This window comes from Bradyrhizobium sp. NP1 (genome assembly GCF_030378205.1).
GTDB lineage: Bacteria > Pseudomonadota > Alphaproteobacteria > Rhizobiales > Xanthobacteraceae > Bradyrhizobium.
This window is the reverse complement of record NZ_CP127385.1, coordinates 6,660,117-6,682,174: the sequence shown is the minus strand read 5'-3', so window position 1 is coordinate 6,682,174 and position 22,058 is coordinate 6,660,117. Positions and strand designations below refer to the sequence as shown.

Sequence of the window (22,058 nt, the reverse complement as noted above, 5' to 3'; positions counted from 1 at the left end):
AGGGCAAGGGCGAGTCGGGGTTGGCGCTCCGGCGGCCGGAGGGCGATACGGAGCCGTATCATTTCCCGTGACAAGCGCGGCGGCAGAGGCTAAGCCTATAGCGAAATTGCAGACGCCAGACTTGCGCGGAGACGCCGGCCATGATCCCCAACGCCTATCGGATGTTCAATTTCGACCTCGGCGAAACCGCCGACGCCATCCGCGAGACGGTCCATGATTTCGCCAGCAACGAGATCGCCCCGCGCGCCGCGGAGATCGACCGCTCCAACCAGTTCCCGCGCGACCTCTGGCCGAAGATCGGCGCGCTCGGCCTGCACGGCATCACGGTCGAGGAGGAGTATGGCGGTTCCGGGCTCGGCTACCTCGAGCACTGCATCGCGGTCGAGGAGATTTCGCGGGCGTCCGCCGCGGTCGGCCTTTCCTACGGCGCGCATTCCAACCTCTGCGTCAACCAGATCCGCCGCAACGGCAGCGACGCGCAGAAGCGCAAATATCTGCCGAAGCTGATTTCCGGCGACCATGTCGGCTCGCTCGCGATGTCGGAGCCGAATGCCGGCTCCGACGTGGTGTCGATGGCGACGCGCGCCGAGAAGAAGGGCGATCGCTATGTGCTCAACGGCAGCAAGATGTGGATCACCAACGGACCCGTAGCCGATACGCTGGTGGTCTACGCCAAGACCGATCCGGCTGCCGGCTCGCGCGGCATCACGGCCTTCCTGATCGAGAAGGGCATGAAGGGATTTTCCACGGCGCAGAAGCTCGACAAGCTCGGCATGCGCGGCTCCGACACCTGCGAGCTGGTGTTCGACAATTGCGAGGTGCCGGAAGAGAACGTGCTCGGCGAGGTCGGACGCGGCGTCAACGTCCTGATGAGCGGCCTCGATTATGAGCGCGCGGTGCTGGCGGCGGGCCCGATCGGCATCATGCAGGCCTGCATGGATGTCGTGCTGCCCTATGTGCACGAGCGCAAGCAGTTCGGTCAGCCGATCGGCGCCTTCCAGCTCGTGCAGGGCAAGATCGCCGACATGTACACGACGATGAACGCGTCGCGCGCCTATGTCTATGCGGTGGCGAAAGCCTGCGACCGCGGCGAGACCACGCGCGAGGACGCCGCCGGCGCGATCCTCTATGCCGCGGAGAAGGCGACGCTGGTCGCGCTCGACGCCATCCAGCTGCTCGGCGGCAACGGCTACATCAACGACTATCCCACCGGGCGATTGCTGCGCGACGCCAAGCTCTACGAAATCGGCGCCGGCACCAGCGAAATCCGCCGCATGCTGATCGGGCGCGAGCTGTTCGAAAAGACCGTCTGACGCGTGTTCCGCAAAAAAAATGACGTGGCGGGGAGCTGGCCGGCCATGACGAAAAGTGAAGCATTTCCGGTTGCCGCGCAAAGCGCTGGAAAGCGTTAGCGGTATCTTCACTCAGCCTTTGGGTAGCCTTCCAATCCGGGTGGTCACGGGACCGACAAATCTCTAATCTATGGTTTCGTCGAGATTTGTCCGCTCGTTTCGGTTGATTGATCCGGGGGTTGATCCATGGACCAGTTGCGTTGGGAGCCGTTGCATCCGCCCCCACCGCCGTCGCCGTCGCCGCCACCATTGCCGGCGGCGGTCGCGTTTTCCGGCGATCGCGGCGCCTTCTTCCGCCTGGTGAGCCGCGGCGCCGGGCTCGAGCTCATCACTGTCGGCTTCTACCGCTTCTGGCTCGCCACCGACATCCGCCGTCATCTGTGGTCGAACACGCTGATCGACGGCGACGCGGCCGAATATACCGGGCGCGGCCGGGAGCTGCTGATCGGCTTCCTGTTCGCGCTGGCGATCCTGGTGCCGGTTTATCTCGCCTATTTCCTGGTCGGCCTCGAGGTCGAGCGCTTCAGGGCATTCGCCAGCTTTCCGCTGCTCGCGTTCTTCTACGTGTTCGGTCAGTTCGCGGTCTATCGCGCGCGGCGCTATCGGCTCACCCGCACGGTCTGGCGCGGCGTGCGGTTCTGGATGGATGGTTCGGGCTGGGCCTATGCGGGCCGCGCCACGCTGTGGGGGCTGCTGGTGCTGCTGACGCTGGGCCTCGCATTGCCCTGGCGCGAGGCGGCGCTCGAGCGCTACAAGATGCAGCATTCCTACTATGGCGGCCTGCCGGGCGATTTCGACGGCCGCGGCTGGGAGTTCTTCAAGCAGGGCTGGTGGATCTGGTTCGCTGGCATCGCCCTGCTGGCCGCGCTCGCGCTCACCAAGTGGATCCCGCCGGCGCCGCTGCTTGCGGTGGTCGCAGCGCCGTTCCTTTATGCGACCTTCAAGGCCATCGAGTGGCGCTGGTGGGTTTCGGGCATCCGGTTCGGCGGCGTTCAGTTCGAATCCAAGCTGGAGTCCAGCGCGCTCGCCGGTCTCTACTGGAAGGTGATCGGCTGGTTCTTGCTGTTCTCGATCGTGTTTCCGCTCTACATGCTGCTCTGCGCGGCCCTGGTCGCAGGCGCGAGCCGGACGGATATCGCGAAGCTGTTCATGTCCGGCCATGCGCAGCAGAGCATACCCATGATCGTGCTAGGCCTCTTGGGCTATCTGCTGCTCATCCTCGCGCTGAACGTCGTGATGCGGCTCTATTTGATGCGCGACGTCTGGAGCCGGGTAGCCGCAACGACGACCGTCTACAACATCGCGGCGGCCGAGAACGTGACCGCCATCGGCGATCTCGCCAGCGCGCTGGGCGAGGGCTTTGCCGACGGGCTCGATGTCGCCGGGTTCTGATCCATGAACGACGTTCCGATGGACGCGGTACCGACGCAGACGAGCGCGGCCGCGCCGCAGGCGTCGGCGATCTTTTTCGACGGCCAGTCGAGCCGCCGGCGGCGTGTCCAGCTCACCTTTACCGACCGGCTCGAGATCAGCGAGGACGGCAGCCCGCCGCTGTTCTGGGACTATGCGGACATCCGGCGCGCCGACAGCCCCGCGGGCACGCTGCGCGTGAGCTGCCAGACTGCACCGCCTTTGGCGCGGCTGGAAATCGCGGATGCGGACCTCTCGGCGGCACTCATCTCGCGCTGCGCCGCGCTCGACGCCAATGCCCATGGCCGCGGCGTTGCCGTCATCGTCGGCTGGTCGCTGGCCGCAACCCTTTCCATCGTGCTGGTGGTTTTGTTCGGCGTTCCCTATGCCGCGGACCGCCTTGCCCCGCTGGTGCCGGCCGGCATCGAGCGGCGCGTCGGCGATGCGGCCAATGTCCAGGTCCACGCGATGTTCGGCGGCAAGACCTGCGGCGCCGCCGCCGGACAGGCGGCTTTCGCGAAGCTCATGGACCGCTTGCGCGAGGCCGCCGAGCTGCCGGGGCCGGTGCAGGCCGCCGTGGTCTCGACGCCCGTGCCCAACGCCTTCGCGCTGCCGGGCGGCAGGGTCTATCTGCTAAGCGGCCTGCTGGCGCGGGCGGCGAATGCCGACGAGCTTGCCGGCGTGCTCGCGCACGAGCTCGGTCATCTGAAGCACCGCGACAACATGCGCGAGCTGATCTACAGGGGCGGCACCTCGTTCCTGATCGGGCTATTGTTCGGCGACGTCACGGGCTCGAGCGCGCTGATCTTCGCCTCGCGCTCGCTGGTCACGGCGTCCTATTCGCGCGAGGCGGAGGAGGGCGCCGATACGTTCTCGATCGAGGTGATGCACCGGCTCGGCCGCCCGGCCAGTGCGATGGGCGAGCTGATGTTTCGCATCACGGGCAAGGAGGTCGACAAGACGCTGTCGATCCTGGCGAGCCATCCGCTGAGCGAGGACCGCCTGCAGCGGATGCGCGCGGCGGATCGTCCGGTCAGCGGACCGCCGCTGCTCAATGCGGACGAATGGACCTCGCTGAAGGCGATCTGTGGCGGCGGGAATTAGCGCGTCACGGCGGCAGCTTGTTCACCTTGGCGATCCACGCCCGCACGTCACCCAGCACCTCCGGCAGCACCGCGCGAACCTCGGTAACCGTCATGCCGGGCTTGATGCGCGGGTCGTAGAGCAGATTGAGGATGTACTGGTCAAAGACATCGAAGAAACCCATCGAGACCTCGTCGTTGAACATGGTCCAGGGCACGCTGTCGGTGTCGTTGATCGGCCCGAGAGCTTGCAGCAGCTCCTCATAGGCGCAGTCGAGAAACACGAAGTCGCCGTTGTCGACCGTGAGGATGACGTCGGAATGCTCGATCTCGAACTGCTCGTTCTTGCGGAAGCCGGAGAGGCATTGCGGATCGAGCGAGGTCCTGATTTCGCGCGCCCGCTCGCTGCCGTAGAACGCGGTGATGGTCCGATTGAGATCGCGATCGCGCACCAGCGTGACCACCACATTGGCCTCGTCGCGGGTCTTGGCCATCGCGATGTCGAGATGCTGGACGCGCGCGGCGATGTCGGCGACCACCCTGGCCAGTTGCGCCTTGCGGTCGGCGCGGTTGCCGTCGGCGAACACCCGCACCGGGGCGACATATTTGCGGACACGATCGACGCGTCCGGCCAGGTGGAATTCGGCCCCGAATACCGTCTTCATGAAGCCGTCGGTGATCTCGCCGTCGGTGAAGACCTTCTTTTCCGCGCGCTGGCGCTGGGCGATCGCGGGGATTTCACCCCATGCAGCCGATAGTCCGGCAGCAAGCATGAAGGCCGCCAGCGAGATGACGGCGATGCGCGGAAGCGTAAGGGGGAGGATGAACATCGGCGCCACGCTGCCGCAACGCTTCGGCCGGTGCAAGCGCGGGCCGGAACGCAGTTGGCCCGGGTGCCAAGCCTAGTTCTTCACCACCACGGTGGTGCCGACGCCGACGCGGTCATAGAGGTCGATGACGTCCTCGTTGGTCATGCGGAAGCAGCCGGAGGACACCGCCTGGCCGATCGTCTCCGGCTCGTTGGAGCCGTGGATGCGATAGAGCGTCGAGCCGAGATAAAGCGCGCGGGCGCCAAGCGGATTTTCGATGCCGCCGGCCATGTGCCCGGGCAGATCGGGCCGGCGTCGGCGCATCTGCGCCGGGGGCGTCCAGCCGGGCCATTCCCGCTTCGCCGAGACGTGGTGCACGCCGCCCCAGCGGAAGCCGTCGCGGCCGACGCCGATGCCGTAGCGCAGCGCCTGGCCGTTGGACAGCACCAGGTAAAGCCGCCGCTCGGCGGTGTTCACCACGATGGTGCCGGGCGCGTAATTCGTCGGGTAGTAGACCGTCTGCCGCGGGATCGGGCTGCCGCCGCTGCCGTGCTGGAAGAAGTTCGGCCCGCCGCCCATGATGTCGCGCATGTCGACGCCCTGGGCGCGTGAGGGCTGGCTGGTTGCCAACAATGCTGCTGCCACAACCAAGAGAGCCAGCGCCCGGGTCATTTTGTTCTCTCGCGAAAAGGTGGATTCTGCCCACAAAAGGAGGCCATATCGGCGGCGATTTCGCAAGTCTCTCCGGCGCGACGGCGCCGCTTTCGGATAGGGCGGTTAAGAAAGCCTCTGCGTACCAGCAATGCCCGTGCCCCCTTTGACTGAGGCCGCGAACAATGATTGATCAGACACTGACAACCGACAATCTCGCCGCCGAGAACGAGCGTGCGAACGGGAGAGGAACGATGAACGGTGCGGAAAGTCTGGTGCGGACCCTGGTCGCAGGCGGCGTCGACGTCTGTTTCGCCAATCCCGGCACCTCCGAGATGCATTTTGTCGCGGCGCTCGACCGCGTCGAGGGCATGCGCTGCGTGCTCGGCCTGTTCGAGGGCGTGGTGACTGGCGCTGCCGACGGCTATTTCCGCATGAAGGGCACGCCGGCCTCGACGCTGCTGCATCTCGGCCCCGGGCTCGCCAACGGGCTTGCCAACCTGCACAACGCCAAGAAGGCGCGTTCAGGCATCGTCAACATCGTCGGCCAGCACGCCACCTATCACATCGGCTACAACGCGCCGCTGACCTCTGATATCGAGGGCCTGGCGCGGCCGATGTCGGACTGGGTACGGACCTCGCCCAACGCCAAGGCGGTTGCCGCCGACGGCGCCGCGGCGATCGCGGCGGCGAAAAGCGCGCCGCCGCAGATCGCAACCCTGATCCTGCCCGCGGACACCGCCTGGAACGAGGCCGACGGTATCGCCAAGGTTCCGCCGCCCGCCCAGCAGCCGGGCTTCTCCTCCGATGCAGTCGCCAAGGCCGCGAAGATCCTGCACAGCGGCGGCACGCAGAACCTGCTGCTCGTCACCGGCAATGCGCTGTCCGAGCGCGGGCTGGCGCTGGCGCAGCAGATCGCCGGCAAGACCGGCTGCAAGGTATTGGGCCAGACCTATCATCCGCGCATGGCGCGCGGCCGCGGCCGCTTCTCGATCGACCGCATCCCTTACGTGATCGAGCAGGCGCTGCCGCTGTTGAAGGATTTCAAGAACATCGTGCTGGTCGAGGCCAACGATCCCATCGCCTTCTTCGCCTATCCGAACAAGCCGAGCGTGCTCAGGCCGGAAGGTTGCGAGGTCCATCGCATGACGGCCTGGGGCGACAACTCGATCGCCGCGCTGGAAGCGCTTAGCGATGCGCTCGGCGCCAAGCCTGCCGACGTCAAGCCGCAGAAGCTCGCGGAGATCGTCAAGCCTACGGGTGCGCTGAACTACGCCACGATCGCGCAGGCGATCGGCTATGCGATGCCCGAGAACGCCATCGTGGTCGACGAGTCCATCACCACCGGACGCGGCTTCTTCCCGCTGACGGCGGCCGCTCGCCCTCACGATTGGCTGCAGAACATGGGCGGCTCGATCGGCTTCTCGACACCGGTTGCGACCGGGGCCGCGGTCGCCTGCCCCGACCGCAAGGTGCTCTGCATGGTCGGCGACGGCAGTGCGATGTACACCATCCAGTCGCTGTGGACCCAGGCGCGCGAGGGTCTCGACGTCGTCACCATCGTGTTCGCCAACCGCATCTATCAGATCCTGCGCGGCGAGTTCGACGGCGTCGGCGCCGGTGAGCCGGGCAAGCGCGCCCAGGACATGCTCAAGCTCGACCGGCCGACCATCGATTTCGTCGCGCTGGCCCGCGGCATGGGCGTGCCCGGCCGCGCGGTGACGACCGCCGACGAGCTCAACAAGGCGCTCGCTGAAGCGGTCGCCGAGCCGGGGCCGCGGCTGATCGAAGTGCAGATGTAGCGCGAAGGCGCGGCGGGTTGGAAGTTGCGGGGGAGGCGACATGCAGACCGAGCTCAACAAGGTCGTCGCCGCGCTCCAGGAATTCTTCGCGCATGAGACGTTTCTGCTCGACAAGGATGTCGGCGAGCGCGCGCTGACCCATCGCCTCGCCGTCTATATCGAGAAGCAGTTCACCGGCTGGGAGGTCGATTGCGACTACGACCGGCTCGGCGAGCGCACGCTGCGGCTGCCGCACGGCTCGATCGTCTCGACCGACGATCACCTCGCCAAATCGATCTATCCCGACATCGTCGTGCACCAGCGCGCCATCCCCAACTGCCTGCTCGCGATCGAGCTGCGCAAGGAGGCCAACCACCAGCCGCTCGAGCACGACCAGCACAAGCTGCGGGCGCTGACCGATCCGCACATCTGGTTCGCCTACTGGATCGGCGTGATGGTGATCCTTTCGCGCAAGGGCGTCGCGTCGTCGGAGGTCTATGTCGGCGGCGTGGTCGACCGCGCGCTGTCGGTCTGGCTCGCCGAGCGGCTGAAGGAAGTGGGGCTCGCCGCGCCGTAAGCGATCAGGCCGCAATGTGCCGGCAGGGTCAGCTCCAGGCAAAAAGGCCGCCCGGGGGCGGCCTTCGAGCACGCTGGCCGTCAGCCTGGCGGCCTACTGCTTCATCGTGTCGTCGCCGGACTTCTTGGCCGACTTCTTCGATTTCTTGCTCGTCTTCTTGCTCATTTTCATGCCCTCGCCCTTGCTCATGGTGTCGCCGCTCTGCGCCGCGGGCGCGGTCGAGCCGCCCGCCTTGTCCTGGGCGAGGACGGGCGCGGAAAGCGCGGAAACAAAGGCGATAGCGGTGATGGCGACAATCAGTTTACGCATGAGATAGACCTCCAAGTTGTGCACCCCGGCCGCGCCTCAACGGAACCGGCCGGAACCGGTTCCCGCATACCGGCCAATTCCGGGATCAGTAATTCGTGAAAGCGCGGGCCATCGATCGGCCGCTTTTTCCCGTCGCCAGCGATGCTGTGGAACTGATTGGCAGGCCGATCGGTTGTCGGTTTGAACCTCGGATGGTCAGGGGAGACCCATCTAGAAGGGGGGAGGCGCGCTGAGGAGGCAGTCATGACCTACTGGCACGATCCGATGGTCGACAGGCCGGACGAAAGCGACGGCGGCTACCTCGCGGGATGGACCATTTCCGGGCTCGCGGTCCTCGGCACCGTGGTTGCGGTCTGGATGTTCGGAATCTGACTGGCGGTCAGGCTTCACATGGCGGCGCGTCGCGCCGCGTGGCCTTATCTTTCGTTACCCAATCGCTTGGCTTCGGCCTCGTTTTGCCGGTCGATGCGGGCCCGGATGTGGGCATAAATATCGCCGCCCAGTTCAGCTTCCACCTGTTCTTTCGAGAAGCCCTGCGCTTCCGCGGCCCGGAGCAAACCTTCGACGAGCCGTTCGACTTCAATGCGCCCCCGCCGCACGCCAAATGATTCGTCAGCGTGAACGCTGTTATCAAGCCAAAAATCAACGAACTCTTTTGCCGTCGCCACGTTCGCTACCTGTCCTTGGTGCGACGATACATCAACGAGATATGGTGCCAAAGCCGGAATTGGGACGCGGGCAAAATCAGCTTGGGACACAGAGGCTTAGGTGCGGACAGTGCCGTTGGCAGCCGCACTGTAAGATTATCTGATATGGACGCGCTTGCTGCCTTCGGCCTGTTTCGCCGTCACCGCCATGCTCATCTGCTATCGCCGGGGCGTGCGCGCTCGGTTCTGTCTACGGATTTCTACAGGGCGCGTGGCCGTTCGGCGTGGTGGAGGCGATCTGGTCGCTTGTGGTTTTGCGGCGCTGGCAACGGGAAGCGAAACATCGCCAAAGTGGCGCGAGCTGAGGCGGCCTTGCTATCGCCAGCCGTTTTGCTCAGCGGCCTGCGCCATCTTGATCCAGTCGTCCGCCAGTAGAAGCCACGCTTCCCTGTCGAGCGGATTTATCGCCAGCCTGGCTTGCCGGTAGCAGCCATCCGCCTGCCTCCGAAAGCGCACGACGCCTTCCGCAGACCTGCCATCCGCATCTTCCACAATGCTGTCCGACAAGATCTATTTGGGGGCTTGCAGTCCGGGGGATGAAACCCACTCGTCGATATGAGCAGCGGTGTCAGCCTGCCGAGCCTTCTGCAATAGGCTGTCTCGGTCCTTGCCCGGCCGCATGGTCTGCGCCTGTTCGCGCAGGCGATGTGCAAGTTCGGAAAGCCGCTCTGGAAACGTTCGAATTTGTTCGAAATGGCGACGCTGCATAGCCGCTTCTCCGCAGTTCGAGGGGGCGGAGAGCACGACGCTCTCAGTCACCGATAGGGGCCATGGCGGAGCGGTGATGCCGGGACTAGGCGCTTCTTACGTGCCCAAGTCTACCTAATTCGTGTTTCGCTCCCACCTGTTGACCCGGTTCTGCCGGCGAATGCCGTCTGGCGCCGATCAGCGGGTTCCAAAAATGCAAAAAGCCCCGCAAAAGCGGGGCCTTTGATGGTGGGCGCACAAGGGATCGAACCTTGGACCTCTCCCGTGTGAAGGGAACGCTCTCCCGCTGAGCTATGCGCCCGGATTGTCGTGCTTCGTCAATGGCCTGGCAAGATTTCGGGCCGAATGAGCAACGTGATCCGTCAGAGCCCGCGATTTACGAAGCGTAAGGTGCCAGTGTCAAGCTGTCTGACCATTGACGGGCGCACCTTGTTGAAGGGCGCCTCGACGCGGGGGGCTTACGCCCCCTGCTGGCGGGCGCGCGAGGCGTGCGCCTGCAGCGCCCGGATGCGTTCGGCGAGCGTGCCGCCCGGCACGGCGGCTGCGTCATTGGCGTTGGCCGGCTTCGGCGTCGCCGGCTCGGCCGCCAGCATGGCCTCGATCGGCGAATTCGGTCCCTCGAGCTGCATCGCCAGTTTCGCCACCTCGGCGGCGATGTCGTTGATGCGCTCGCGCAGCAGCGCATTTTCCATGCGCTCGGTCGCCCAGGAGCTTTCCGCCTGCTGCTGGATCATGTTGAGGTCGCGCTGCAGCTTGGCGCGCTCGTCGCGGGCGAGCCGGAGCTGATCCTCGACCGCCGCCTTCTCGCCGCGCAGCTTCTCGATCAGCGGCGACTTGCCGCCGTTCGTCGCGGCGATCTCGTCGCGCAGCTCCTTGATGGAGCGCTCGGCTGATGTGTTGGCCTGGCGAAGCTGGTTGTTCTCATAGTCGCGCTCGGCGAGAATCTTGCCTTGGGTGGCAAGCCGGCCCTCCAGATCATTGACCCGATTGGACAGCATCTCGGCTTCCTTGACCTGCACGATGAGCTGGCGGTCGAGATCGGTGACGCGCTGGCTCAGATTCTCCACCCGGCCGCGCGCCTCGGCGAGCTCGCGCGAGGCGGTTTCCGAATCCGTGCGCTCCTGCGTGAGCCGGGCCTGGGTGGCGGAGAATTCCTTCTCGGCATCGCCAACGCGGCCCTTGAGCTGCTCGATCTGGACCCGCACCGCCGTCAGCTCGACCTGGCGGCTTTCCGCAGTCATCGAGCGGTCGGCGAGCTCGGTATTGATGCGGCCAAGCTCGGCCCGCTTGTCGGCCAGCGCCTGTTCGGCGCTGCGCAGCGCCGCGGCCTTGTCGTTGAATTCTTCTTCGCTGGCGCGAAGCTGGTCCTTCACCGCCTTCTCGCGCGCTTCCAGCGCGAAAATGGTGGCGTTCTTCTCGCCAAGCTCGATCTTCAGGCGGTTGATGGCGTCGGTCTTCTTGCCGAGCTCGGCGAGCTGGCTCGTGGTCTTGTTCTTGAGCTGGTCGACGCTCATTTCCAGCCGCCGCGCCGACATCGCGAATTCCGCGCGGAGCTGGTCCTTGTCGGCCTGGATCTCGGCCATCGACAACGGCGTCGCTGCCTCGAGCCTGCGGGTGGTCAGCCGCACCGCGCGGTTGTGCACCAGCGGCACGATCATCAGCCCGCACAGCATCGAGACCAGGAAGCCGATCGCCAGATACATGATCGGTTCGATCATGAGCCGTTAACTCCGCCGCTTGAGAAATCGTTAATCACAATGCCACGGCGCGCAGGCAAAATGCCAGCGTCAACGTGAATCGGCGCGAGCGACACAGGCGCACCGCGCCAGGCTTGCGTCAGAACGGGTTCCAGGTCGCCCGTGGCGTATATTTGAGATAGCCGATATTGGCTCCCAGTCGCAGTCCGATGCCGGAGCGGATCGGCACCAGCACGATGTTGTTGGCGGTGAGCGCCGTCATGCCGAAGCCGCCGACGATATAGGCGGAGCCGTCGATGCCGACGAAGCGCTGATAGATCGCGCCGGTCGCGGGCAGGTTGTAGACCAGCGTCATGGTGCGGGCGCCGTCGCCGCCCCAGTCGAAGCCGACCGAGGGCCCCTGCCAGTAGACCCGCAGGTCGCCGGCGTTCTTGGTGTAGAGGGTGCCCTCGCCATAGCGCAGGCCCGCCACGAAGGCGCCCGAGCCTTCCTCGCCGAGCACATAGCCGTTGGGCAGGCCCCACTGGCTGACCGCGCGCTCGATCACCGAGGCGAGGCCGCGCGAGACGTTGCCGAAGAATTTGTGGCCGGCGGAGACCAGCTCGTCCGGCCCGTAGGTGTTGGGGCTGGGCTGGCGTTGCGGCGGCGGCAGCTCCGGCGGCGGCGCCTGCTGGGCGGAAACCGGCACGGTCCAGCACATCAGCGCGGCGAGTGTCACCGCGGCGAGACGTGATGCGAAAGTCATGAAGCTACCCCTGGTATCGAAATTCCGGCCGCCGCCTTAACCCGACGCCAACGTCCACGGCTCTAGGTTGCGTCCAGTTTCCCCTCGACTCGAATGTTATCCGCAGCAACTATGACGGCACAGCGGCAGGAAAGATACCATCGGCGCCTTGGAACGGCCTTTTTAATGCTTCTGGCGGGCTTTTTGGCCACGGCCGGCGGCGATTTCGCCGATGCCGCCTCGACCACCGAGCGGATCGTGATCAACCGTTTCTCAGGGATCGCGATCGAGGGATTCGATCCCGTCGCCTATTTCGTCGAGGGCCGCGCCGAGACCGGGCTGCCGCAGTTCGAGGCGCTCGAGGCGGGCGTGGTCTGGCGTTTTCGCAACGAGGGCAACCGCGCCTCCTTCCTGGCCCATCCGGAGGTCTATGGTCCCCAGTTCGGCGGCTATGACCCGACCGACGTTGCGCGCGGCGTAGCCTTTGCCGGCAACCCGCGCTTCTGGGTGATTGCCGGGGAGCGGCTCTATCTGTTCGGCCGGGAGGCGAGCCGCGAGGCCTTTGCCGCCGATCCGGAAAGCTTCCTGAAAGACGCCGAGGCGCGCTGGCCGAAGCTCGAGCAATCGCTGGCTCAGTAGGGTTCTTGGTCTTGCGATCGGGCAGCGCTTTGCGCGGACCCTTCTCACAATGACGGTTCGGCTGCCGCAGGGTCCCCCCAGGCGACGAAGCCGGGGACGACGAAGCCGTCCACGCGCTGGCCGAATCGCAGCGTCGCGCCGCTCAAGTCGGTGACCTTGCCGCCCGCCGCCGTCACCAGCGCTTGTCCTGCGGCGACATCCCATTCCGAGGTCGGCGCGAGGCGGGGATAGATGTCGGCGGTGCCCTCGGCCAGCCGGCCGAACTTGACGGCCGAGCCGAGCTGCACGCGCACCGCATTCGGCCGTCCCGCGATGAAGGCTTCCGACCTGGCATCAGCGTGCGAGCGGCTCACTGCGGCAATCCAGGGCTGGCCCGGCCCAGGCATTCGCCGCGTGCGGATCGGCTCTGGCAGCCCGATGCCGGCTTCGCCGACCGGCAGCCGTTCGGCGCCGCGGCCGACCAGCCCGCGCCAGATCAGCCCCAGCGCCGGTGCGCCGATGATGCCGACGAGCGGCGTGCCGGCCACGATCAGCGCGAGGTTGACGGTGAATTCCTGCCGCCCTGCGATGAATTCCTTGGTGCCGTCGAGCGGATCGACCAGAAAGAAGCTGCCGGGGAAGGGCGGCTTTGCCGCATGCGTGCGCTCTTCCGACAGCACGGGCAAATCGGGGGCGAGCTGCGCCAGCCCCGCGGCGATCAGGCGGTCGGCGGCGAGATCCGCTTCCGTCACCGGCGAGCCGTCACCCTTGTCGGCGACGTCCATCGCCTGGCGGTTGACGGCGAGGATGGCCGCGCCCGCGCGCGCCACGAGCTCGGTGAGCGGTCCGATCAGCGCGGCCGCCGCCGCGGCGTCGATCAAGCGCGACGACGATGCTGCCTTGTTTGTGGGCGTGATGGGCGGGCGCATTGGCTGTTCGTCGTTCCTTGTAACGGCTGCCTCATGCTGGCCGCGTTCGTGTCCAGAGTGTATCAAGCCTCAAAGCATGCGTGATTCGCTAATCCTGTAAAATTCCGATCCGCCGCGTTGCCCGTCGTTTCTCCAGGGACACCTTCATGTCTGAAACTCCTGCCGGTTCCCCTCCCGACACGCTCGAACTCGCGGCGCTCCTGTGCTCGCGGGTCTGCCACGACCTCATCAGCCCGGTCGGCGCGATCGTCAATGGGCTTGAAGTCCTCGACGACAATCCGAAGCCCGAAGACCGCGATTTCGCCCTCGAGCTGATCCGCAAGAGCGCCCGGACGGCCTCTGCCCGGTTGCAGTTCTGCCGCCTGGCCTTCGGGGCTGCGGGCTCGTCCGGTGCCCAGATCGATCTCGGCGACGCGCTCAACATGGCGCGCGGCCATATCGAGGACGGCAAGTGCACGATCACCTGGAATCTGCCGCGCCTGCTTCTGCCGAAGAACCGCGTCAAGCTGCTGTTGAACATGCTGGTGATCGCGCAGCAGACGATCCCGCGCGGCGGCACGCTGACGGTTGATCCGATCGGCGAGGGCGAGACGATGGGGTTTCGCGTCAACGCGAAGGGGCTCAACGCGCGCCTGCCGCAGAACATCGCCGACCTGCTCTCGGTCAGCCAGCCGCCTTCGGTCGATGCGCATGCCGTGCAGCCCTATTACACGCGGCTGCTGGCGCAGGCTTGCGGGCTGAAAGTCGTGCTCGCGCCGGAGGGCGAGGCAGTGGTGATCAGCGCTTCGTAAACGAACTGCTACCAAACACGGTTAACCAATGCTTGCCGGGCCGCGCGGATTGCCGCGCGGCCGTCTTATCTCTTTGTTGAGGCCGTTCTTTTCCGCTTACTCAACCAAACTTAAACGCTTTGCATAGAAGCTGGCCCGGTTCCAAACGGTGCGCCAATGTCGCGCGCGCCTGTGTACGAAGGCGAGTTTCATGGACGATTTGTTGCGGGAATTCCTGACGGAAACCAGCGAGAGCCTGGACACCGTCGATAATCAGCTGGTGCGGTTCGAGCAGGAGCCGAACAACGCCAAAATTCTCGACAACATCTTCCGGCTTGTCCACACCATCAAAGGCACCTGCGGCTTCCTCGGCCTGCCGCGCCTCGAAGCGCTGGCGCATGCCGGCGAAACCCTGATGGGCAAGTTCCGCGACGGCATGCCGGTCACCGCCGACGCGGTGACGCTGATTCTCTCCTCGATCGACCGCATTAAGGAGATCCTCGGCGGCCTCGAAGCCACCGAGACCGAGCCGGAAGGCAACGACCGCGACCTGATCGACCAGCTCGAAGCCATGGTCGAACGCGGCATGCAGGCGATGTCAGGCTCGGCGCAGCCGATGCCGGCAGGCTCGGTGCAGCCGATGTCCCCGGCGTCGGCTCCGCCGATCGCGCCGGCCGCGCCCGCGGCCTCGCAGGGCACGCTGGTGGAGCAGACGCTGGAGCGTCCGCTGCGTCCCGGCGAAGTGTCGCTGGACGAGCTGGAGCGCGCCTTCCGCGAGACCGAGACCGAGGTCGAGCCGTCGCAGCCCGCTCCCGTCGCTGCCGCGAAGCCGGCTGCCGAAGCGCCGGCCCCTGCGGCCAAGGAAAGGAAATCGGCCGCGAAAAAGTCCGCGGTCGAGGTCGAATCCTCCGACAGCGACCGTGTCGCCAACCAGTCGATCCGCGTCAACGTGGATACGCTGGAGCATCTGATGACGATGGTCTCCGAGCTGGTGCTGACCCGCAACCAGCTTCTGGAGATTTCCCGCCGCAACGAGGACACCGAGTTCAAGGTGCCGCTGCAGCGGCTCTCCAACGTCACCGCCGAGCTGCAGGAAGGCGTCATGAAGACGCGCATGCAGCCGATCGGCAATGCCTGGCAGAAGCTGCCGCGCATCGTGCGCGACCTGTCGAGCGAACTCGGCAAGCAGATCGAGCTCGAGATGCACGGTGCCGACACCGAGCTCGACCGCCAGGTGCTCGACCTGATCAAGGACCCGCTCACCCACATGGTGCGCAACTCCGCCGACCACGGCCTGGAGACGCCGGCCGAGCGCGCCGCCGCCGGCAAGCCGGAGCAGGGCACGATCCGTCTCTCCGCCTATCATGAAGGCGGCCACATCATCATCTGCATCGCCGACAACGGCCGCGGCCTCAACACCGAGAAGATCAAGGCCAAGGCGATCGGCAACGGGCTGGTCACCGAGGCCGAGCTCGAGAAGATGACGGAAGCGCAGATCCACAAGTTCATCTTCGCGCCGGGCTTCTCGACCGCAGCGCAGGTCACCTCCGTCTCCGGCCGCGGCGTCGGCATGGACGTGGTGCGCACCAATATCGACCAGATCGGCGGCACCATCGACATCAAGTCGGTGTCGGGCGAGGGCTCCAGCGTCACCATCAAGATCCCGCTGACGCTCGCGATCGTGTCGGCGCTGATCGTCGAGGCTGGCGGCGACCGCTTCGCGATCCCGCAGCTCTCGGTCGTCGAGCTGGTGCGCGCGCGCGCCAATTCCGACCACCGCATCGAGCGCATCAAGGACACCGCGGTGCTTCGGCTGCGCAACAAGCTGTTGCCGCTGATGCACCTGAAGAAGCTGCTCAAGATCGACGACGGCGCCTCGTCCGATCCCGAGAACGGCTTCATCGTGGTGACGCAGGTCGGCAGCCAGACCTTCGGCATCGTGGTCGACGGCGTGTTCCACACTGAGGAAATCGTGGTCAAGCCGATGTCGACCAAGCTGCGTCACATCGACATGTTCTCCGGCAACACCATCCTCGGCGACGGCGCCGTGATCATGATCATCGATCCCAACGGGATTGCGAAGGCGCTCGGCGCCTCCAGCGCGGCCAGCCACGAGATCGCGGACGAGAACGCCGGCCTGCATGCCGGCTCCGGCGAGCAGATGACCTCGCTCCTGGTGTTCCGCGCCGGCTCCACGCAGCCCAAGGCGGTGCCGCTCGGCCTCGTCACCCGGCTCGAGGAGATCGCGGCCGACAAGATCGAGCTCTCCAACGGCCGCTACATGGTGCAGTACCGCGACCAGCTCATGCCGCTGGTGCAGATGGAAGGCGTCAACGTCGGCAGCCAGAGCACGCAGCCGATCCTGGTGTTCGCCGACGACGGCCGCTCGATGGGGCTCGTGGTCGACGAGATCATCGACATCGTCGAGGAGCGGCTCAACATCGAGGTCGCCGGCTCGTCCGGCCACGGCATCCTCGGCTCGGCCGTGATCAAGGGCCAGGCCACCGAGGTGATCGATGTCGGCTATTTCCTGCCGATGGCGTTCGCCGACTGGTTCAGCCGCAAGGAGATGCGCCCCTCGGCAAGCTCGCAGTCGGTGCTGCTGGTCGACGACAGCGCGTTCTTCCGCAACATGCTGGCGCCGGTGCTGAAGGCGGCCGGATACCGCGTGCGGGTCGCGCCCAACGCGCAGGAGGGGCTTGCCGCGCTGCGCTCGGGGCAGGCGTTCGACGTGGTGCTGACCGACATCGAGATGCCGGACATGAACGGATTCGAGTTCGCCGAGACCATCCGTGCCGATACGCATCTGAACCAGGTGCCGATCATCGGGCTGTCCTCGCTGGTGTCGCCGGCGGCGATTGAGCGCGGGCGTCTCGCCGGCTTCCACGACTATGTCGCCAAGTTCGACCGTCCCGGCCTGATCGCGGCGCTCAAGGAGCAGACCGCCGAGCTGAGCAGGGCGGCGTGAACCAGGCCCGGGATGAACTGAGGATTTCGAAATGACCAGCAAGACCGTAACCAGCGAAGGCACCATGGCCGAATACGTCACCGCCGTGATCGGAGGGCAGTTGTTCGGCCTGCCGATCTCGCGCGTGCAGGACGTGTTCATGCCGGAACGGCTGACCCGCGTGCCGCTGTCGCCCCGCGAGATCGCCGGCGTGCTCAACCTGCGCGGCCGCATCGTCACCGTGATCGACATGCGCACCCGGCTCGGCCTGCCCAGGGCCGACGACGGCAAGACGCCGATGGCTGTCGGCGTCGACCTGCGCGGGGAGTCCTACGGGCTCCTGATCGACCAGATCGGCGAGGTGCTGCGGCTGCCCGACGACAGCCGCGAGGAGAACCCGGTCAATCTCGACCCGCGCATGGCCAAGCTCGCCGGAGGCGTGCATCGCCTCGACGGCCAGCTCATGGTGGTGCTCGACGTCGACCGCGTGCTCGAGATCGCGCCGGAGCTGATGGCCGCTTGACGACGATGCCGGCATGACGCCGGGTCGCATTGGTTGAGGAAACGTCCCCCGTCGGGATGGGAAGCAGAGGCTGAAATGAGAACCTGTCTTGTAGTCGACGACTCAAGCGTCATTCGCAAGGTGGCGCGCCGGATCCTCGAAGGTCTCGATTTCCAGATCGTCGAGGCAGAAGACGGCGAGAAGGCGCTGGAGGTCTGCAAGCGCGGACTCCCCGACGCGATCCTGCTCGACTGGAACATGCCGATCATGGACGGCTACGAGTTTCTCGGCAATCTCCGCCGCATGCCCGGCGGCGACCAGCCCAAGGTCGTGTTCTGCACGACCGAGAACGACGTCGCCCATATCGCGCGGGCGCTGCACGCCGGCGCCAACGAATACATCATGAAGCCGTTCGACAAGGACATCGTCACCGCGAAGTTCCAGGAAGTCGGCCTCATCTGAGTGACCTCGACTGATCCGGCGGCTCCACGGCCATCGGCGTCTTAGTTTGTTGTGCCGCATGACCGTATCTGGTGAGTAATGAGCGTTGCGTTGGTAAATCCGTCGATCCCCACTTCATCGCGGCCGGAGCCGCTGCGGGTGATGGTGGTCGACGACTCCGTGGTGATCCGCGGCCTGATCTCGCGCTGGATCGGCGCCGAGTCCGACATGGTGGTCGCTGCGTCGCTGCGGACCGGGCTCGACGCGGTGAACCAGCTCGAGCGCGTCAATCCCGACGTCGCCGTGCTCGACATCGAGATGCCGGAGCTCGACGGGCTGTCGGCGCTGCCTCAGCTTCTCGGCAAGAAGCGCGACCTCGTCATCATCATGGCCTCGACCCTGACCCGCCGCAACGCGGAGATCAGCTTCAAGGCGCTCTCGCTCGGCGCGGCCGACTACATCCCGAAGCCGGAAAGCACGCGGGAGCCGGGCGCCGCCGAAATCTTCCACCACGACCTGATCCAGAAGATCCGCCATCTCGGCGCCAGGCTTCGCCGCAATAAGCCGGCCATGCCGAGCCCGCCGCTGGCGCCGGCCACGCCGGCGCTGGATCGCAAGCGCGAGATGCCCGTCCGCGCCACGCCGGCGCCGCCGCCATTGACGCGGCGCTCGTTCGGCATGCTGGTGCCGCGGGTCCTGCTGATCGGATCGTCGACCGGCGGGCCGCAGGCGCTGATGACGCTGGTGGCCGACCTCGGCCGGGTGATCGACCGCGTTCCGGTGCTGATCACCCAGCACATGCCGCCGACATTCACCACGATTTTGGCCGAGCACCTGGCGCGCGCGAGCGGACGGCCGGCGCATGAGGCGGTCGACGGCGAGGCCGTCAGGCCCGGCACGATCTATCTCGCGCCCGGCGGCCGGCACATGCGCGTGGTGCGGCACGGCGTTGACGCCGCGATCGCGCTCGACGACGGTCCCCCGATCAATTTCTGCAAGCCGGCGGTCGATCCGATGTTCGTCTCGGCGATCGATGTCTGGCAGGGCGGCATCCTCTCGCTGATCCTCACCGGCATGGGCTCGGACGGCATGCGCGGCGGCAAGGAGATCGTCGCGGCCGGTGGCAGCGTGATCGCGCAGGACGAGGCGACAAGCGTGGTGTGGGGCATGCCGGGAGCAGCGGCCAACGCCGGCATCTGCGCCGCGGTGCTGCCGCTCAACCAGATCGCGCCGAAACTGGTCCGACTGTTCTCTGGAGATCGTTCGTGACGCCGTTGGATTACGAGTATCTGCGCAAGCTCCTGAAGGAGCGATCCGGCCTGGACCTCTCTGCGGACAAGCAATATCTGGTCGAAAGCCGGCTGGTGCCGCTGGCGCGCCGGGTCGGGCTTTCAGGCATTTCCGAGCTCGTGCAGAAGATGAAGGGCCTCGGTGCGGAAACCCTGACCGCTGACGTGGTCGAGGCGATGACCACCAACGAGACCTTCTTCTTCCGCGACAAGATTCCGTTCGACCATCTGAAGGAAACCATCCTGCCGGCGCTGCTGCGCGCGCGCGCCAATCGCCGCACCATCCGCATCTGGTCGGCGGCCTCCTCGACCGGGCAGGAGCCGTATTCGATCGCGATGCTCCTGAAGGAAGCCGGCAGCATGCTGGCCGGCTGGCGCATCGAGATCGTCGCGACCGACCTGTCGCAGGGCGTGCTGGAAAAATCCAGGTCCGGCCTGTTCAGCCAGTTCGAGGTGCAGCGCGGGCTGCCGATCCAGCTGCTGGTGAAATATTTCACGCAAAGCGGCGAGCTGTGGCAGCTCAATGCCGATATCCGCGGCATGGTGCAGCATCGCCAGCTCAACCTGCTGCAGGACTTCTCCCATCTCGGCTCCTTCGACGTCATCTTCTGCCGCAACGTCCTGATCTATTTCGACCAGGACACCAAGGTCAGCATCTTCGAACGCCTCGCAAGGCAGCTCGAGCCGGACGGCATGCTGATGCTGGGCGCCGCCGAATCCGTCGTCGGCATCACCGACGTCTTCAAGCCCTGTCCGGACAAGCGCGGCCTCTACCAGCTCAATCCGGCGCGCGGGGCGGCCGGCGCCATGACGTCCGGGCTGCGGGTGGTCGCGGCGCGCTGAGGCGCGATCTTACAGGATCGCGTGCGGCAGGAAGCGCGAGGTGTTGCCCGTGATCGGGTTCTCGTCCTCGCGGATCGACAGCCCGCACGGGGTGTGATCGATCAGCCAGCTTCCAAGCACCGGATACTGTCCGGCAAAATCGGGCAGCGGCGCCAGCGCCTGGCGTATAAAACCTTCGGCGCCATAGGGGCCCTCTTGAGCGACCAGCGTCGTGCCATGGCTTACGAGCGCGACATTGGCGCCTTCGCGCGAATAGAGCGGCTTGCGCACATAGGAGGAGCCGAGCGAGCCGGCCCGCTCGTCGTCCTCGAAATAGGCCGGCAGCAGATTGGGGTGGCCGGGGTACATCTCCCACAGCAGCGGCAGGATGCCCTTGTTGGAAAGGATCGCTTTCCAGGGCGGCTCGATCCAGCGCGTCGGCGCGTCACGCAGCTTGGCGCCGAACGCGTCGTGAAACATCCATTCGTAGGGATAGAGCTTGAAGGCGAGTGCGATCTCGCTGTCGTCGAGATCGACGAAGCAGCCGTCCTCGCGCCAGCCGATGTCCTCGATGTCGATCAGCGTGGTCGAAAGCCCGGCCTGCGTCGCGGTATCCTCGAGATAGGTCAGCGTGCCCAGATCCTCGCTGACGCCGGTGGTCCCGGTCAGGTGCAGGTGCCTGTGGGGTTTTGCGACCTTCTTCCACGCCTCGATCAGCCGCTCGTGGATCGAGTTGAACTGATCGACGCCGCGCGGGGTGATGCGGCGCTCGGTCGCCTGTTCGAGCCACGTCCACTGGAACACCGCCGCCTCGAACAGCGAGGTCGGGGTATCGGCGTTGTATTCGAGCAGCTTCGCCGTGCCGCGGCCGTCGAAACAGAGATCGAGCCGGCCGTACAGGCTCGGCGCGTCATCGTGCCAGCTTTGCGACAACAGCGGCCAGAACGCTTCCGGAATCTTCAGCCGCCTCAGATACTGTTCGTCACGCAGCGCACGCGCGACCAGTTCGAGGCACATCGCGTCGATCTCGCCGGTCGGCGCCTCGATCTTCTGCTCGATTTCCGCGAGCGTGAAGGCGTAATAGGCCCGCTCGTCCCAGTAGCGCTCGCCGTCGATGGTGTGAAAATCGAAGCCGCAGGCTTCCGCCGTGGAGCGCCAGTCGTCGCGTTCGGGACAGGCGATGCGCCGCATCGCGCCCTAGCCGCCGTGGCCATGACCATGGCCGTGACCGTGGCCGTGGCCATGAAGCCGCGCCGGACCGCCGCCGAAGCCGCCATAGACCGGCCCGCAATAGGCTTGGCCGTTCGGACCCGGCCTCGCGGTCAACCCCGCGCCGCAATCCTGCCGCCGCACCAGGCCCATCGACACGGCGCCGATGGCGGCCGAGCCCATCATGGTCAGCACGACGCGGCGCGAGCGTTTCATGGGCCGGCCCCCTTGCACTTGAACGTCATCGTCATAGTCGCCTCGCCCGCGCCGGCGAGGCAAGCGAAACCCGTCATCTCACGGCATCGTGCGAAGCGTCCATGCATCAGCCACGGCCGGAAAAGCCGAACGCGTGCGCGATCGAACCGAAGCCGCCGCGCGTCACGCCTGAACCGGAATCGGCCGAACCGGCGGACGCCGTGCGGCTGGACGAGGAGTCGCCGCCGTAGAAGCTGAAGCGCGAGGTGCGGCTGGAACTGCCGCCGCCCGACGAGCTGCGCGAGGTGCAGGCCGTGGCGGCCGCCGGCGTCGCGGGCGCGGCCATCGCCGGCTGCGGCGGCTGGCAGGTTTCGCTCGGCATCAGCGCGTAGGCGGCGCCGCCGACCGCGAACGTGCCCATCAGCAGAAGTCCGACATGGCCGGAGCGCTTGGTCGGCGTCGGCGCAGGCCGGGCTGGCGCGGCGGGCCTGCGCTTGCCGAATTCCGGCGCCGGTGGCTGCTTGCTCAT

At 66.2% G+C, this 22,058-nt stretch carries 24 protein-coding genes, 1 tRNA gene and 1 pseudogene; 14 read left to right on the top strand and 12 right to left on the bottom strand.

Annotated elements, in window-relative coordinates:
• Positions 1–140 precede the first annotated feature (140 nt).
• The 3 genes from QOU61_RS32325 (at position 141) to QOU61_RS32315 (ending at position 3,866) form a co-directional block, all read left to right on the top strand.
• Positions 141–1,313: an isovaleryl-CoA dehydrogenase gene (locus QOU61_RS32325; RefSeq protein WP_289655232.1), complete on the top strand. Its 1,173-nt coding sequence runs from the start codon at positions 141–143 to the stop codon at positions 1,311–1,313.
• 225 nt (positions 1,314–1,538) lie between these two features.
• Positions 1,539–2,744, top strand: coding sequence for a DUF898 family protein (locus tag QOU61_RS32320; RefSeq protein ID WP_289655231.1), 1,206 nt, complete (start codon positions 1,539–1,541; stop codon positions 2,742–2,744).
• Between the two features lie 3 nt (positions 2,745–2,747).
• Positions 2,748–3,866 (top strand): M48 family metallopeptidase, encoded by a 1,119-nt coding sequence (locus QOU61_RS32315; protein WP_289655230.1) that lies wholly within the window; start codon positions 2,748–2,750, stop codon positions 3,864–3,866.
• A gap of 4 nt (positions 3,867–3,870) precedes the next feature.
• On the opposite strand, the gene QOU61_RS32310 is transcribed toward QOU61_RS32315, so the two are convergent.
• Together QOU61_RS32310 and QOU61_RS32305 are read right to left on the bottom strand one after the other, a co-directional pair.
• The gene (locus tag QOU61_RS32310) at positions 3,871–4,674 is read right to left on the bottom strand and encodes a DUF2927 domain-containing protein (RefSeq protein ID WP_502876850.1); all 804 of its coding nucleotides are present in this window, start codon (positions 4,672–4,674) and stop codon (positions 3,871–3,873) included.
• Positions 4,675–4,746: 72 nt separating this feature from the next.
• Positions 4,747–5,325, bottom strand: coding sequence for a L,D-transpeptidase (locus tag QOU61_RS32305; protein WP_289655229.1), 579 nt, complete (start codon positions 5,323–5,325; stop codon positions 4,747–4,749).
• Between the two features lie 233 nt (positions 5,326–5,558).
• On the opposite strand from QOU61_RS32305, the gene QOU61_RS32300 reads away from it, so the two are divergent.
• On the top strand, positions 5,559–7,106 hold the full coding sequence (locus QOU61_RS32300; RefSeq protein ID WP_289655228.1) for an acetolactate synthase large subunit: 1,548 nt from the start codon (positions 5,559–5,561) through the stop codon (positions 7,104–7,106).
• A gap of 40 nt (positions 7,107–7,146) precedes the next feature.
• Positions 7,147–7,662 (top strand): hypothetical protein, encoded by a 516-nt coding sequence (locus QOU61_RS32295; protein WP_289655227.1) that lies wholly within the window; start codon positions 7,147–7,149, stop codon positions 7,660–7,662.
• A 93-nt stretch (positions 7,663–7,755) separates the two neighbouring features.
• Here the strand turns inward: QOU61_RS32295 and QOU61_RS32290 are convergent, their stop codons facing one another.
• On the bottom strand, positions 7,756–7,971 hold the full coding sequence (locus QOU61_RS32290; RefSeq protein ID WP_289655226.1) for a hypothetical protein: 216 nt from the start codon (positions 7,969–7,971) through the stop codon (positions 7,756–7,758).
• A gap of 243 nt (positions 7,972–8,214) precedes the next feature.
• Between QOU61_RS32290 and QOU61_RS32285 the strand changes: the two genes are divergently transcribed.
• Positions 8,215–8,343: a hypothetical protein gene (locus tag QOU61_RS32285; protein ID WP_289655225.1), complete on the top strand. Its 129-nt coding sequence runs from the start codon at positions 8,215–8,217 to the stop codon at positions 8,341–8,343.
• 44 nt (positions 8,344–8,387) lie between these two features.
• Here QOU61_RS32285 and QOU61_RS32280 read toward each other — a convergent pair whose 3' ends face one another.
• Positions 8,388–8,639 carry a hypothetical protein gene (locus QOU61_RS32280; RefSeq protein WP_289655224.1) on the bottom strand — a complete coding sequence of 84 codons (252 nt, stop codon included), beginning with the start codon at positions 8,637–8,639 and terminating at the stop codon, positions 8,388–8,390.
• A gap of 144 nt (positions 8,640–8,783) precedes the next feature.
• On the opposite strand from QOU61_RS32280, the pseudogene QOU61_RS32275 reads away from it, so the two are divergent.
• Positions 8,784–8,983: pseudogene (locus QOU61_RS32275) on the top strand (hypothetical protein).
• A gap of 205 nt (positions 8,984–9,188) precedes the next feature.
• Here the strand turns inward: QOU61_RS32275 and QOU61_RS32270 are convergent.
• From QOU61_RS32270 to QOU61_RS32255, 4 genes are all read right to left on the bottom strand, one after another.
• Positions 9,189–9,386, bottom strand: coding sequence for a hypothetical protein (locus QOU61_RS32270; RefSeq protein WP_289655223.1), 198 nt, complete (start codon positions 9,384–9,386; stop codon positions 9,189–9,191).
• 226 nt (positions 9,387–9,612) lie between these two features.
• A tRNA-Val gene (locus QOU61_RS32265) sits at positions 9,613–9,687 on the bottom strand.
• A 157-nt stretch (positions 9,688–9,844) separates the two neighbouring features.
• Positions 9,845–11,104, bottom strand: a complete 1,260-nt coding sequence (locus QOU61_RS32260) for a coiled-coil domain-containing protein (RefSeq protein ID WP_289655222.1) — start codon at positions 11,102–11,104, stop codon at positions 9,845–9,847.
• Positions 11,105–11,222: 118 nt separating this feature from the next.
• On the bottom strand, positions 11,223–11,828 hold the full coding sequence (locus QOU61_RS32255) for a DUF1134 domain-containing protein (RefSeq protein WP_289655221.1): 606 nt from the start codon (positions 11,826–11,828) through the stop codon (positions 11,223–11,225).
• Between the two features lie 165 nt (positions 11,829–11,993).
• Between QOU61_RS32255 and QOU61_RS32250 the strand changes: the two genes are divergently transcribed.
• Positions 11,994–12,446, top strand: a complete 453-nt coding sequence (locus QOU61_RS32250; RefSeq protein ID WP_289655220.1) for a YHS domain-containing (seleno)protein — start codon at positions 11,994–11,996, stop codon at positions 12,444–12,446.
• Between the two features lie 44 nt (positions 12,447–12,490).
• Here the strand turns inward: QOU61_RS32250 and QOU61_RS32245 are convergent, their stop codons facing one another.
• A complete protein-coding gene (locus tag QOU61_RS32245; protein WP_289655219.1) occupies positions 12,491–13,354 on the bottom strand; it encodes a 3'(2'),5'-bisphosphate nucleotidase CysQ family protein in 864 nt (287 codons plus the stop codon).
• 146 nt (positions 13,355–13,500) lie between these two features.
• On the opposite strand from QOU61_RS32245, the gene chpT reads away from it, so the two are divergent.
• The 6 genes from chpT (at position 13,501) to QOU61_RS32215 (ending at position 20,146) form a co-directional block, all read left to right on the top strand.
• Positions 13,501–14,145: a histidine phosphotransferase ChpT gene (gene chpT, locus QOU61_RS32240; RefSeq protein ID WP_289655218.1), complete on the top strand. Its 645-nt coding sequence runs from the start codon at positions 13,501–13,503 to the stop codon at positions 14,143–14,145.
• A gap of 190 nt (positions 14,146–14,335) precedes the next feature.
• Complete coding sequence (locus QOU61_RS32235) at positions 14,336–17,092, top strand: hybrid sensor histidine kinase/response regulator (protein ID WP_289655217.1); 2,757 nt, start codon at positions 14,336–14,338, stop codon at positions 17,090–17,092.
• Between the two features lie 31 nt (positions 17,093–17,123).
• Complete coding sequence (locus QOU61_RS32230) at positions 17,124–17,594, top strand: chemotaxis protein CheW (protein WP_289655216.1); 471 nt, start codon at positions 17,124–17,126, stop codon at positions 17,592–17,594.
• A 75-nt stretch (positions 17,595–17,669) separates the two neighbouring features.
• Positions 17,670–18,035, top strand: coding sequence for a response regulator (locus QOU61_RS32225; protein WP_289655215.1), 366 nt, complete (start codon positions 17,670–17,672; stop codon positions 18,033–18,035).
• Positions 18,036–18,113: 78 nt separating this feature from the next.
• Positions 18,114–19,283 (top strand): protein-glutamate methylesterase/protein-glutamine glutaminase, encoded by a 1,170-nt coding sequence (locus QOU61_RS32220; protein ID WP_289655214.1) that lies wholly within the window; start codon positions 18,114–18,116, stop codon positions 19,281–19,283.
• The gene (locus tag QOU61_RS32215; protein WP_289655213.1) at positions 19,280–20,146 is read left to right on the top strand and encodes a CheR family methyltransferase; all 867 of its coding nucleotides are present in this window, start codon (positions 19,280–19,282) and stop codon (positions 20,144–20,146) included. Before QOU61_RS32220 ends, QOU61_RS32215 begins: the two co-directional genes overlap by 4 nt.
• Positions 20,147–20,155: 9 nt before the next feature.
• Here QOU61_RS32215 and QOU61_RS32210 read toward each other — a convergent pair whose 3' ends face one another.
• From QOU61_RS32210 to QOU61_RS32200, 3 genes are all read right to left on the bottom strand, one after another.
• Positions 20,156–21,316, bottom strand: a complete 1,161-nt coding sequence (locus tag QOU61_RS32210; RefSeq protein WP_289655212.1) for a glutathionylspermidine synthase family protein — start codon at positions 21,314–21,316, stop codon at positions 20,156–20,158.
• 6 nt (positions 21,317–21,322) lie between these two features.
• Positions 21,323–21,550, bottom strand: a complete 228-nt coding sequence (locus tag QOU61_RS32205; RefSeq protein ID WP_289655211.1) for a hypothetical protein — start codon at positions 21,548–21,550, stop codon at positions 21,323–21,325.
• Between the two features lie 106 nt (positions 21,551–21,656).
• The gene (locus tag QOU61_RS32200) at positions 21,657–22,058 is read right to left on the bottom strand and encodes a hypothetical protein (protein WP_289655210.1); all 402 of its coding nucleotides are present in this window, start codon (positions 22,056–22,058) and stop codon (positions 21,657–21,659) included.